This is a genomic window from Flavivirga algicola (genome assembly GCF_012910715.1).
GTDB classification, from domain to species: Bacteria; Bacteroidota; Bacteroidia; order Flavobacteriales; family Flavobacteriaceae; genus Flavivirga; species Flavivirga algicola.
Window position 1 is genome coordinate 333,645 of record NZ_JABBHF010000004.1, and the last position, 14,139, is coordinate 347,783.

The window sequence follows — 14,139 nt, forward strand, 5'->3', positions numbered from 1 at the left end:
CTCCCAGCCTATGGTAGGTGGATTCACTTCGTTCTTAATGACAATTATTGTTGAAATCTTAGGTTAATTGTAGATAACTTCTAACATCCGAATTTTAGAAAAAATCAAAATAGTACTACATTAGCAATCTTATCAACGTCTACAAAAATAACACTTAAAAACTACTTTACCATTGGCCACTAAATCAAAAAAAGAAACGCCTTTAATGAAACAGTATAATGCTATTAAGGCTAAATATCCTGATGCCTTATTATTGTTTCGTGTCGGCGATTTTTATGAGACTTTTGGAGAAGATGCGGTTAAAACAGCGGGGATATTAGGTATTATTTTAACCAAACGTGGTGCCGGTAGCGAAAGTGAAACCGAATTAGCAGGCTTTCCGCATCATTCATTAAATACGTATTTGCCTAAATTGGTGAAGGCTGGCGAACGCGTTGCTATTTGCGATCAGTTAGAAGATCCAAAACAAACTAAAACGATCGTGAAACGTGGTGTGACCGAGCTAGTAACACCTGGTGTAGCGTTAAACGATGAGGTATTGGTGTCAAAAGCCAATAACTTTTTATGTTCGGTTTATTTTGATAAAAAATATATAGGGATTTCGTTTTTAGATATCTCTACAGGAGAGTTTTTAACTTCTCAAGGGAATGCCGAGTATATCGACAAGTTATTACAAAACTTCAGGCCTAGTGAGATTCTGGTTTCCAAACAAAAGCGTACAACATTTGATGAAACTTTTGGAAGCGATTTTCATACGTTCTATATGGAAGACTGGGTATATCAAACCGACTATGCCTATGAAACATTAACGAAACATTTTGATACAAAAACGCTAAAAGGTTTTGGTATTGAGGATTTGTACGAAGGGATTATTGCATCTGGTTCTATTCTTCATTATTTATCGGAAACACAGCATAACAAGTTACAGCATATTACTTCTATTTCCAGAATTGCAGAAGATGCATATGTGTGGATGGATAAATTTACCATTAGGAATTTAGAACTTTATAACTCAACCAATAATAATGCGGTCACATTATTAAATGTGATAGATAAGACTATTTCGCCTATGGGAGGAAGGCTGCTCAAGCGTTGGTTGGCTTTACCATTAAAAAATATAGATAAGATTAAGCAGCGTCATGAGGTGGTTCGCTTTTTAACAAAGGAAGGTGTTGTACTTCAAGACATTCAGAGCCAGATAAAACATATTGGTGATTTAGAGCGACTTATTTCTAAAATAGCGACGGGTAAGGTGAACCCTCGTGAAGTCATTCAGCTTAAAAATTCTTTAGAAGCGATTGTGCCCATAAAATCATTAGCATCAAATTGTGATAACGCATCACTTAAAAAGATTGGAGATTCACTTCAGAGTTGTGATGTATTACGCGAAAAAATTAAGGAGACACTCAATGAAGATGCGCCAGTAAATGTGCTAAAGGGAAACAGTATTGCTTCGGGTTTTTCTAAAGAACTGGATGAATTGAGAGGTTTATCAAAATCTGGAAAAGATTATTTAGATAATATGCTGGCGCGTGAAAGTGAGCGTACTGGTATCGCATCTTTAAAAATAGCTTCAAATAACGTTTTTGGCTACTATATTGAAGTGCGCAATACCCATAAAGATAAAGTCCCTGAGGATTGGATTAGAAAACAAACTTTGGTAAGTGCCGAAAGATACATTACAGAAGAACTTAAAGAATACGAAGCTAAAATTTTAGGAGCCGAAGATCGCATTCAAACAATAGAACAGCAGTTGTTTGCAGAATTAGTTAGTTGGATGAACCAATTTATAAAAGAAGTACAACAAAACGCACATTTTATAGGGCAATTAGATTGTTTATGTGGGTTTGCTCAACTAGCGAATAGTAATAAATATGTTTACCCTACTATTGATGATTCTTTTGATTTAGATATTAAAGATGGTCGACATCCTGTTATAGAAAAGCAATTGCCTATTGGGGAAGCGTATATAGCTAATGATGTGTTTTTAGATAGAGCAACCCAACAAATCATCATGATTACGGGACCTAATATGTCTGGTAAATCGGCTATTTTAAGGCAAACGGCATTAATTGTGTTGTTAGCTCAAATTGGGAGTTTTGTACCAGCAAAAGAAGCACGTATTGGTTTGGTAGATAAGATTTTTACGCGAGTTGGTGCCAGCGATAATATCTCTATGGGCGAATCGACCTTTATGGTAGAAATGAATGAAACAGCTTCTATTTTGAATAATATATCAGATAGAAGTTTGGTTTTACTTGATGAAATAGGTCGTGGTACGAGTACCTATGATGGTATTTCAATTGCCTGGGCCATTAGTGAGTATTTGCATGAGCATCCCGCCAAACCTAAAACGTTGTTTGCAACACATTATCATGAGTTGAATGAAATGACCGAAACGTTTGAACGTATTAAAAACTTCAATGTATCGGTTAAAGAATTAAAAGATAATGTGCTTTTTTTAAGAAAGCTGGTTGAAGGTGGGAGTGAACATAGTTTTGGTATTCATGTTGCAAAAATGGCAGGCATGCCACAACAAGTATTACATCGTGCTAATAAGATTTTGAAGAAATTAGAGAAGTCACATTCCAGTGAGGAGCTAACAGATAAGGTTAAATCGATAGAAAATGAGATGCAGCTCAGTTTTTTTAATTTAGACGACCCTTTGTTGGAAAATATCAAGGATGAAATATTACATACTAATATTGATACACTTACGCCTGTGGAAGCGCTAATGAAACTTAATGAAATTAAGCGTATGTTGGTTAAGAAAAAGCGCGCATAAAATAAATTTTATTTATTTTAATAAAAGGCTTTGCTTTTAATAGAAATATTTTAAATTTGCATCCGCAATAGCGATATTGCACGTTCATTATAAAAGACTGCGAAAGTAGCTCAGGGGTAGAGCATCACCTTGCCAAGGTGAGGGTCGCGGGTTCAAATCCCGTCTTTCGCTCTGATACTTTCTTAAAATATACCAATTTTGGTTACAGAGTGTAACCATGTATGCTGAAGTGGTGGAATTGGTAGACACGTTGGACTTAAAATCCAATGGCCCTTGGGCCGTGCGGGTTCAAGTCCCGCCTTCAGTACAAAGCCTTTACAAGATTTCTTGTAAAGGCTTTTTTTATTCAGGTACAACATAGGTATAACAAAACAGATCAAATATTAAGACCAACTGTTTTGTTTTTCTCTTTTCCTCCCTTTTTGAAATTGATGAGATTTACACCTATTTTGGTTATTATTTTTCTTATAATTAGAGTAAGATTTTAAATAAAAATAATTTACATTTGTGGCTTGGTAATTTTTCCTCAATATTTTAATAGCATATAAAATTATTTAATTTACTAATCTTAAATATATGCACAAGAAAACCTATTTTAACCATGCACTTAAGTTTGCAGTAGTATCTGGCCTAACTTTATTTTTAACAAGTTGCGAAAAGGAAGTCGTTGCAGAAAAAGAACAAATTGTAGAAGAAGTACAGGATAAACTTATTAAGATAGAAGATGTATCCATTAACGAAATACCTCAAATTAAAAGCTTTCTCAATGAAAAACCTATAGTAGCAAAGCCTACTAGCAATAAAGGAGCTAGTTCTAAAACAGATGAAACAGCATTTGGTACTGTGGATTTTTCTGAAATTAAAAAGCTGACCGATACATTAGGCCAAGTAACTTACACATTCAGAATGATAAAACCGTCGGCTCGAACAAGTGTAGATTCAGGGTATTACTTTGATAATTTGGTAATTAAGCTATTAGGAGATGAAGGCGGTTATGAATCATATATTTTAAGATATACCTATGGTGGCGAATATAAGGAAGTGGATTATGAATACTATGGTCTTTCTGGTAAAATAGAGCATTACCCATTAACCGAAACTTCCTTTGGACTGAATTTTATAGACCCAAGTTTAACAGCTAGAGATAGTTGTAGGTTATATGTGGAATCGGATTGTGGAAAAGCAGGACATCATAGTAGTTTAGATGAACCTGGCTGTACTTCAAACTCCTTAGCTGTAACAATTTATGTAGAGTGCTTTGGACTATCGGACGAACTTCTTGTCTCAGGTAACTATACCTCTCCCGATGATACAGGAGGCGACCCAAGTCATGGAGGGGGAGGCAGACCTGGCTCAACTAGTCCCGCCCTTTCTCCTTATGATGCGATAGATATGGCGAAATACGAAGCCTTGGATAGGCTATTAGATCTGAGAAATTGGGAGTATGCTTGGCTATATGAATTACGCAATCATAGACTAGCTATGCAAATTTATGATTTTCTTGAAAATGACACTTCTGATGAGGCTGTTGAGTTTGTTAATGAAGCTATAGATGCTCTAATGGAAGATGAAGATTTAGAATTTGAAGTGTTAGTGAGATTAATTAATGGAATGGATAAAGATTGTCAAGCTTTGATATTATTTAAGTCTATTCTCAAAGTTAATTCAACCTTTACAAATCTTATTAAGGATTCTTATTTAGCTACAAATAAGCCTAACATTAGTTTTGTAGACATCGCTGTAGGAGAAGGAGATCCTCCTCTACTTAGTGGTGAAGGAGCTAGAACTCAACCTCATTTAGGAACAGATGCCTCTACAGGCGAACCTACAGTAATTATTGAATTTAATAACGATTATTTAGACCAAGCAACAGATTTAGGTTTTGTTAATACTTTATATCATGAATTGCTCCATGCACATATTTTAAATTTATATCATAAAGATCAATTATTAACGGTCTACCCTGTATATACATCTCTTAATACAGCTATGAACAATTACTATTCAGATGATACAAATTTAATATTTGGAGAAGCATATGAGCAAGAAATGCATAATATTTACGTTGATTTTATAGATGTATTAGCTGAAAGTTTGGTAGAATATGCTACAGCTTATAATATATCTGGAATAGATATGAATTATGCAAAGAAATTAGTTTGGGGTGGGCTAAAAGGGAATGATGTATTTACAGATAGTTTAACTTCTACTGAACAAAATGAGGCTCAAACTCTATTAGCTAAAGAAAATTTCAACCATTCAGATGCAAAAAGCAGTAAAACTTGTAATTAAAATTTATTTATTTATTTTGTTTTCAGGTAGTATTAATAGTCAAACTATTGAAGATAATTACTTGTTAATAAATAAAGTTATTGAATTAACAAGAACTGAATCTGATAGCATTTATAAATTATTAAAGTCTGTCAGTTCAAATAAAGATAAATTAGAAAAATATTATAATTTTAATTATTTTAATAAGCCTTTATATAGAGAGGTAATTGATTATGATGAGCAAAAAGATTCATTAATTTATGATGACGGCGTAAATCAAAAAAAGAGAGAACATCTTTGGTCTTTAAAATATGCAATATTAGATAGCATATTTACCAAAAAGGATATAGAGTACTTTTTACAACAAAATGAAGTATGGGTATGGAATACTGATAAATTAAATGATAGTATCAATCTTTCTAACGATAATAGTCTGTCTTTTGGAAATATAATTCACAAACCATATTATAGTTTAAATCATAAATATGCAATAGTGCAACATATATCAGCTAAGACATTTACCAGTTTTTATATATTTAAAAAAGAAAAAAATGAGTGGTTAAAGATTGGTAGTATCAAAAATATCTGGTGACAAAGTATCTTAGAAAAAGACTTTTTTTATTATACTGTAATACTAACACTAGTGTTTTTTTAAACTATCGGGTTAATATTGGTGTTTTGATTCCTCCCTTTTCAAAAGGGAGGAATAAGTCTGATTTATATTTCGAGTTCTGTTTTAAATTTAACATTGAAAGGAAGACGTGTTTTTGTTTTTTATTTGACCAATCTTAACCTAGTTAACCACTAGTTTCAATTTCTGATCTTTGTTTTTATTTCGGATATTTAAAAAATAGAGCCCTTTGCTTGTGAATATATTCGAATTAATGCTCAGGATATTTTCATTAGCAAGTGTTTTATACACCAACCTTCCCATGGTATCAAAGATTTTAATTGAAGTATTGTGTTCATATCCTTGGAGGTTTATATTAAAATACCCATACGAAACAGGGTTTGGATATAAGATTACTTCTTCTTTCAAAATGTCGTTTGATGTGTCTACTCCCAATGAGTTGTCATAGCCAGTCCAGGAGATGTCATCAAATGCAATAGTTCGGTTTCCGCCATCAATGGAGGCATTCTTAATAGCGATGGTTATATCTCCAGAAATGTTAATGTTGTCCACGGTATAAGTGTATATATCAGCTCCTGTATGAGTAAATGTATTGACAATATTACCATTGATCAACAGTTGTAGGGTGCGCTCTATACCTCCTTCCCACAAATCCTTACAGCTAACCGAAAATGAACCTATTCCCCCAGAAATTGTTCCTGATTGTATACCGATTTTATTCTTTTGAAAATAGACGCATTTAGATGCATTGATATAGCCATCAACCCCCTTTGCATCAACAGTCCAGCTAATTCCATTATCTCCAGTATACGTTTCGCTACCCCAACCAGACAATGTCATATTGGAGAATGTTTCACTACCGCCTCCATTTCCTCCAGATATATCTACAGTAATGCTGCTTGTGTCAGTAAAACCTCCGTCTTCTGTAGTTGCAGTAATTGTTGCATTACCATTAGAGACGGCGGTTACTACTCCGGTATTTTGATCAACTGTTGCTACTGATGTGTTATCCGATTCCCATGTCACTGTTTGATTTGTGGCTATAGATGGGTATATAGTAGCAGATAAGTTAGAAGTGTCACCTACATAAGTTAAAGTTACAGTATCGGGACTTACACTTACGCCAGTTACATCGATGTTTGCGGTATATCCAGTCCAAGTAATATCATCGAATGCTACAGTTCGATCTCCTCCATCAAAGGAAGCATTTCTAATGGCTATAGTTATATCTCCAGAAATATTAATATTGTCCACTGAATATGTATATATAGAAGTACCAGTATGCTTAAATGTGTCCACAACATTACCGTTGATAAGTAATTGTAGGGTGCGTTCTATACCATCCTCCCATAAATCTTTACAACTCACAGAAAATGAACCTATTCCCCCAGAAATTGTTCCTGACTGAATACCAGTAGTATTCTTCTGAAAATATACACCTTTAGATGCATTGATATATCCAGTAACGCCTTTTGCATTAACAGTCCAACTGATTCCATTGTCTCCTGTATACGTTTCACTGCCCCAACCCGACAATGTCATATTGGTAAATGTTTCGCTACCATTTCCTCCACTTTGTCCGTCATACCATGCGATTTTTAACGATTCGTATTTAGAAATAGCAGCATCAATCCAGGCAGGTTTTGCTCCAAGTCTATGCTCTACCTGTGCTTCGTATAAAGATTCTGGACTCACCTTTGTTCCATTACTTTCTTCGTATTTAAGATTGGATTGATCGAAAGTTGTAGTGGCGCTCCCATGGTAACCAACTATAATAGGATTGACAACTGTTGTACCGCAATAGTTGCCGCCACAACCAGTATTCCAGAAATTATAATTCGTTTCATTCCCTCCAGTACGCTCTTGATTCCAAATGGTTAAGCCAGATAAATGATTTGGGTTGTTGGAATAGTGTCCTCCAGATCCAGATATACCACTACTTAAGTACAAATCTATCAGATTAGTACGGGGTTGGGCAGCATGGAGATCCCAACCTCTTCCTGCTGTGTCTATTCTCCAAACCACCGATCCACTAGTGCGCCCAGACATGTCTGTTCCATGCCATTGACCATTATTTGTATTGTCCCAAATCAAACCTTGAAGTATGCCAGTCGATCCACCGTCTGCAGTAGATATGGCATGACCTGCGTTCCCATCAACTAATATATTCATGACAGTTGATGCGTAAGAAGCATGAAGCTTTGTAGCCAGAGAAACGTTAGAGAATTTGGAACGTCGAACCCATGAATTTGCTGCATGTCTTATAAGTATAGCATGCCAGGCATAGTCGTGGATGTAATCCTTATGATGTTGGAAAGGATCATTAAAATTACCCTTGAAGTGAATGTCTTCAAACCCACAATTTTCAATTAGATCAACCGTGTGAGCTTTCCATCCTAAAGAGGCGTCCATATCGTCAAGAATAGGATCTTTTAGTGTTATAGTATTGTTTGAAGTATTAACAGACTCGATTTCATGAAACTCCGATACTTTAACGCCATCATCGATAACCTTAGTCCAGATACTCCGTGGTGTCTTGCCATCAAGGAAGTAGTTGTTTGCGGCGGTATTGCTGTTCATTTCCAGTTTGAGATACTTTTTGTTTTGGAAGATAGTCGCATTTTGTACCTTAACTGTGAAATCACCGCGATTTTGATCTTGGGTTATGTTGGTGCTACCAGTGTTGCTTGACCCTCCTATAAACTGTATCATTTGAGGTGTGCCCCAGGGATTTTCTCCAGGTGGAAGTAACATATGGTTTACCATATTAATTACCGTACCCCCAGGCGTTGAGCCACTCCCTTTGAGGATAATATTTGATTCGGTAATTATAATGCTATTGGTGCTGTTGGCGTTTGTGTTTATAAGAAATTCACCAGGGGGGAAGAATACGATTCCACCACCATTGGCTTCAGCTGCATCTATGGCTGCTTGAATGGCTGCTTGGTCTGAGTTGCTGTCGTTAGCAACTGCTCCATAATTTGTGATATCAAAAGTTGTAAGACTGTGCGTTTCAGGAATTGCTTCTTGTCCTTGTTTATAGCCTGCATAGCTATAATTTGGGAGCACTGGTATACTGGGATCAGAGATTGTTCCAATGTATTTTTTCCATACTTGAGCTTCCTGACCAAAGCTCTTCATCGAAAATAAAATAATGGTCATAAATACCATTGCTAGAGTAGTCTTTTTTTTCATTTTTAATAAGTTTAGTTTTTAATTAAAGAATAAAATTACTTTACAATTCTGTTTATTTAAGGGGAGGAATTGATGAAAAAAGAAGGGGAAATCGTTCGTGCCTTTTAAAGTTGAAATTCAGTAATCTAAATTTCTCATCTTGAATCTCTTAAGTCAAACTTCACGATTTAGTATGACTTACATAAAGAAACTCATTTTTGTGTCTTTGAAGAGAAGAAAGTCCTCTAAGGTTTTATGAACCATGACTTTTTTAGTACCATAATCATGATGCCCATTGTGCTGAATCAAATAAGAAATCATAACTAATTGACTTTGTGTAAATAAAATTGTAGGTTTTTTATTTTTAAAATAAGAGAATTTTAAGTCAAAAATATTTAAATTGTAAAAAATTAACTAATAATATTTTTACTTGAAAAAAATATACCTTTTAGTTTTCTTGTTTTTTTTGGTCAAATCACTGTTTTCCCAAAGAAAATATAATAAGTTATCAATAGAAGCAGGATATGGTTTTAATATACCGATTAGCCCTAAAGATGATATTTCAACATCTGATTACCTGCTCCCCAATCACGTAGACCTAGGGGTAAGATATATGTTTGATGAATATTTTGGTTTAAAAATGCGTTATGCTAATGATAGATTTAGAGATAAAAAAGATAAAAACATAGGCAATGGATACCACAGGTTAGGAATTGAGGCCGTATATAATTTAAGCAGTAGGTTAGATTTGTTTAATAATAATTTTAATATCCTTTTTCATGCTGGAATTGGTGTAACCTATGCTTTTCCTGGAGCAATCAAGCGATTTAAAAATGGAGGGGAGTTCACATTTGGGTTAACCCCTTATAATACGAAACGGTATGAGAGAATTGGAAATCTCATTTTTGGATTAACGCCACAGATTAGGTTATCGGACGATATGGCACTGACTTTTGATATGGCTTATGTTGTTAATACACAACAACAATATTCGTATAGTGGAGAATTATTGTACATAAATAGAAGAAAAGTTCAAGGTGGGTTTGTGAATTTTACGGTTGGACTTCAATTTTATTTAGGTAAGGAAAGAAGACATGCAGATTGGTATTACAATAGTAGGAAATATTAAATATTTATAATGGACAAAATAAAAGTAGCCTTAATAGCAGGTGTAACGGGGCAAGATGGTGCATATTTGAGAGAGTTTCTGTTAAAGGAAAACTACATAGTTCATGGTACCAAAAGACGATCCTCACAATTTAATACCGATAGGATAGATCACTTATACCAAGACCCTCATATTGAACACAGGAATTTTATATTGCACGCAGACGATATGGCGAAAGCAGTCATTTTTGCTGTTGAAAATAAGCTGCCCGATCATTTGTACAATATTGGTTCGGGTAAAGATCTTCTAATTAGAGAGCTAGTGAATTTAATTCAAAAAACGGCTGGACATCAAGGAGGTATAATATGGGATACATCGAAACCGGATGGAACACCTCGAAAACTTCTAAATGTATCTGGAATAAATAAATTAGGGTGGCAGACACAAATAGATTTAAAGGAAGGAATACAAGATACTTATAATTGGTATTGTGATAATATTGAAAATATTAAAGAAGTTTCTATAAAATAATTTTTATTGAAAAATATTACTAAGTATTTAACAAAAAACTTTTTAGTTTCCACAAGTAAGACGCTTACAGTATCGTTAGTTACTTTATTGCTACTGCCATTAATAATAAAAAGATTAGGGTTAGAATTATATGGTATCATTAGTCTTACTTTACTATTCAGTGGTGTTTCCTCCTTAATAGATTTAGGATTGTCTAAGGCTGTTATACTCCTGAGTGGAGAAAATAAAACTTCAGAAAACAGAATAGTTTCTTCTGCGTTATATATTAATCTTTTTATTATTGGGGTTTTGTCGGTTGTTTTTATTTTATTGCAAATCTTCTCTGTCGATTTACTCGGAAGTGATATAAACATAGATAAGACCAACAGGTTTATAGTCATTAATACAGGATTTTTGCTCTTAATATTGATGTTGTTGAATAATTTGTGCAGAACGATTTTAGAAGCCAAATATAAAATTCACATTGTTAATTTAAGTTTGGCGATCTATACACCATTACTTTACGTTATCATTTTTGTACTTAGCTTTTTTACAAAGCAAATTGTTGTTTATGTTTTGACACCTTTAGTTCTAACGCTTTTAATGTTTATTTTTAATATTACGTATTTAAAATACAATACAACGATACGTATTGTAAAAGTTGCTAAAAGTGATATTAAATATGTTTTAAAAAAGTCATTTGCTTTTTTAAATATTGGGCTCATTAATAGTCTGGTAATGCCAACTATGCGTTATGTTTTTGTGCTTCTTGCTGCAGATGTTGGACTTTATGCCATATTCGATCTGTCTTTTAAAATAGCTATGCTAACCAATAGCTTTATACTGGCGTTATCAACACCAATGTTTGCTGTTTTCTCTAAGGAAATTCAAGTGAATTCAAAGAAAATGATACATGTGGCGTATAAAATATTCTATTTATCATTGGCAATGTACATCATAATAAATGTGGCATATTACTTTTTGGGTAATTACTTTTTAACATTCTTAAGTCTTGACCCTGATAATCTTGATCTTTTATATAATATTACATTTTTGCTTATAATTTCGTTGGGGAGCGTGGCCTTGGTCGAGATCTTTTATAGGTATTTTCTGGGAAACAATCAATTGATTAACGCCTTTTTGTTAAAATTGATTGTCCCGATCATGGGCATTATACTATTTTTTGTTTTTAACCATGTAGAGCTAATTTACAGATTTATTTATGCCTACGGAACAAGTTTAGTGATAAGTGCCATAGCCATAGCATTAAGTTTTATGATTGCTAATAAGCGTAAAAAAACTGTTATAATATGCTTATAGCTTTAATACTTTTTTATGCCATCTCTTTAATTTTGGCAGTTAAGAACCCGAATTATTTTTTACTGTTTTATATTTTGGCCACTACCAAATTTTTAGGGTTTATCGATCCCGCTTCCTTCGTTATAGGTGGTGTTGAAGTTGGTTATTTTGGCCTTAACCTGATTGCTATTTTTAGTGTGTTTTTTCACAAAAAATGGTATATCATGCCTCGAAAAGACCAATGGTTTGTTTATTTTATACTACTTATGTTGATATATGGAATTGTTAAACCATTTTTAGATAATAATTCGTCCTTGTTTCTTTCTTTTATGGCAAGCAAGGAAACATGGTTCTACTTTCTTTTTTTATATATTGTGGTATATAGGTATGAGATCGATAATAAACAACTCTTGAAAATTATTAAGCTTTTGGGAATATACTTGAGCTGTATATACATTGTTGGAAAAATTTCATTACAGTTAGTGCCTCCGTTATATCATAACGAAACATTTGTTCGCACATTTTTCCCTACTTATATAAGCTTAGCCATATTTATTTATGCTATTAGAATAAAGTTCGATGGTGTTAGGAGTATGAGGGATAGGATAATAATTTTAATTCTGTTTTTAGGACTTATTTTAGCGTCGCATCTTAGTTTGACAATAATGACCATTGTTGGATTTATTCTTTATAAATATGTATATGACAAAAAATTACAAATCAATAAATATATCGTTAGTCGTTTCGTTTTTGTTGCCTTTTTAGGGGGTTCAATAACTTTAATTGCCGTTAGCGGCTTATACGAAAGAATAGCTACTAATGTTGAAGCTATTGTTAGCGGAGAAGATAATGCTTTAAGTTCTAGAGATATCTATAACGAATTTAGATGGGAGGCCATTAATAAAAAGAAAGAATTAGGGTATGGCTTTATACACCAGTCTTCTAGCTTTATGAAAGATATCAAAATTTTAGGAGCCAATAGGTTTATGGAACGATTTACTGTGATAGATTCTGGATATGTAGATTTGCTTATTAAATTTGGATATATAGGAACAACCATAATTATTATTATATTTTTTAGATACTACGGTCAAGGTTTTTTTAAGGCGTTTAAAAACCCTTTGTCCTTAGCTATGTCTATTTATTTGATGCAATATGTGTTTATAAATTACACATGGTCGGTTTTTACATTTGCTCATGGTATAGTTCCAGGTATTATAGCATTTCATTTTTTATTGACAAGTAATGAAGAAGAATTAGAAAACAAGGTTTAATGTCAGCAAAAATTCTTTACATATTACCGTCGTTTAATAAGTTTGGGGGGACTCCCAAAAAAACAATGGATTTAATAAAGTACTCCTCAAATACATGTTATTTGTACGTTTGGACCAATGCTTATGCTGAAGAGTTTAAGCACGATTTTGTAGAAGCTGGAGCCCATATTTTAGAAGGTTCAAGTAACAATAGAAACATCGTTAAGCATATTCGTAGTATACTAAAGATTATTGATAAACACGATATAAAAATTGTTCAATCCCAATTCTTTTTTGGAGAATTACTTGCGGGTATTTTAAAAATATTAAGACCAAAAATAAGGCTAATTATTGCTTTTGTAGGATCTATGTCTCCCAAAGGGTATAAAAAGCAGGTTTTAAACCTGCTATACAGTAAAGTAGATATGTTTGTTTATATCTCAGAATATGTCAAGAAAGAGAAAACGAAGGTTTATCCTAAACTTAAAAAAGCTAAGGGAATTGTTATTTATAATGGCACAGTTAAGCCCGTTTCTACGAGTAAAGTTGTTGAAAAAACAGAAAAAAACATCACTGTTTTATGTGTTTCTGGATTATCAAAAATTAAAAACGTTCAGATTTTAATAGACTGTATGGAGGTTCTTTTAGAACGAAAATATAATCATGTACAATTTTTAATAGCAGGCGATGGACCTGAGAGATTAGATATAGAAAGGCAAATTATAGATAAGGGATTAGGCAAAAATTTTAAACTTTTAGGCTATCAAAAAAATATTGGCGACTTATATAAAAAGACAGATATTTTCGCTCACCCTTGTTATATTGAAGGTTTTGGAATTGCTGTTGCAGAAGCTATGTTGGAAGAAAAACCAATTGTAGGAGCTAATGCAGGAGCCTTGCCCGAGCTCATTATCAATAAAAAAACGGGGCTTTTGGTACATCCATTTAAAGCACAAGAGTGGGCAAATGCGATTATAAAATATATTGAAGATCCTAATTATGCTAAAGACTTTGCTGTAAAGGCAAAACAGTATGCCGAGGTAGAATTTTCGGTAAAACGGTTTGTTGAAAATTACAATAAACTTTATAAACATTTACAAAACTAATC

General features: G+C 33.4%; 8 protein-coding genes, 2 tRNA genes and 1 pseudogene. 10 read left to right on the plus strand and 1 reads right to left on the minus strand.

The window, feature by feature from the left end; translation table 11 throughout:
* The first annotated feature begins 172 nt into the window (after nucleotides 1-172).
* From mutS to HHX25_RS08935, 5 genes are all read left to right on the plus strand, one after another.
* Entirely contained in the window at nucleotides 173-2,785 is a 2,613-nt protein-coding gene (mutS, locus tag HHX25_RS08915; RefSeq protein ID WP_169672297.1) for a DNA mismatch repair protein MutS, read from the plus strand.
* A gap of 99 nt (nucleotides 2,786-2,884) precedes the next feature.
* Nucleotides 2,885-2,956: transfer RNA gene (locus HHX25_RS08920), tRNA-Gly, on the plus strand.
* Nucleotides 2,957-3,008: 52 nt separating this feature from the next.
* Nucleotides 3,009-3,092, plus strand: a tRNA-Leu gene (locus HHX25_RS08925).
* Between the two features lie 269 nt (nucleotides 3,093-3,361).
* A complete protein-coding gene (locus tag HHX25_RS08930) occupies nucleotides 3,362-5,077 on the plus strand; it encodes a hypothetical protein (RefSeq protein WP_169672299.1) in 1,716 nt (571 codons plus the stop codon).
* Nucleotides 5,049-5,648 (plus strand): hypothetical protein, encoded by a 600-nt coding sequence (locus HHX25_RS08935; protein WP_169672301.1) that lies wholly within the window; start codon nucleotides 5,049-5,051, stop codon nucleotides 5,646-5,648. The genes HHX25_RS08930 and HHX25_RS08935 overlap by 29 nt, the downstream gene beginning before the upstream one ends.
* 201 nt (nucleotides 5,649-5,849) lie before the next feature.
* On the opposite strand, the gene HHX25_RS08940 is transcribed toward HHX25_RS08935, so the two are convergent.
* The gene (locus HHX25_RS08940) at nucleotides 5,850-8,882 is read right to left on the minus strand and encodes a DUF4955 domain-containing protein (RefSeq protein WP_169672303.1); all 3,033 of its coding nucleotides are present in this window, start codon (nucleotides 8,880-8,882) and stop codon (nucleotides 5,850-5,852) included.
* Nucleotides 8,883-9,291: 409 nt separating this feature from the next.
* On the opposite strand from HHX25_RS08940, the gene HHX25_RS08945 reads away from it, so the two are divergent.
* The 5 genes and pseudogenes from HHX25_RS08945 to HHX25_RS08965 all read left to right on the plus strand — a co-directional run bounded on the left by HHX25_RS08945 (nucleotide 9,292) and on the right by HHX25_RS08965 (nucleotide 14,137).
* Nucleotides 9,292-9,990 carry a hypothetical protein gene (locus HHX25_RS08945; RefSeq protein ID WP_169672305.1) on the plus strand — a complete coding sequence of 233 codons (699 nt, stop codon included), beginning with the start codon at nucleotides 9,292-9,294 and terminating at the stop codon, nucleotides 9,988-9,990.
* Between the two features lie 9 nt (nucleotides 9,991-9,999).
* A pseudogene (locus tag HHX25_RS21410) lies at nucleotides 10,000-10,263 on the plus strand (GDP-mannose 4,6-dehydratase); the annotation flags it as partial.
* A 243-nt stretch (nucleotides 10,264-10,506) separates the two neighbouring features.
* Nucleotides 10,507-11,799 carry an MATE family efflux transporter gene (locus tag HHX25_RS08955; protein ID WP_169672309.1) on the plus strand — a complete coding sequence of 431 codons (1,293 nt, stop codon included), beginning with the start codon at nucleotides 10,507-10,509 and terminating at the stop codon, nucleotides 11,797-11,799.
* Complete coding sequence (locus HHX25_RS08960; protein WP_169672311.1) at nucleotides 11,790-13,052, plus strand: hypothetical protein; 1,263 nt, start codon at nucleotides 11,790-11,792, stop codon at nucleotides 13,050-13,052. The genes HHX25_RS08955 and HHX25_RS08960 overlap by 10 nt, the downstream gene beginning before the upstream one ends.
* Entirely contained in the window at nucleotides 13,052-14,137 is a 1,086-nt protein-coding gene (locus HHX25_RS08965) for a glycosyltransferase family 4 protein (RefSeq protein WP_169672313.1), read from the plus strand. The genes HHX25_RS08960 and HHX25_RS08965 overlap by 1 nt, the downstream gene beginning before the upstream one ends.
* The last annotated feature ends 2 nt before the right edge of the window (nucleotides 14,138-14,139 follow it).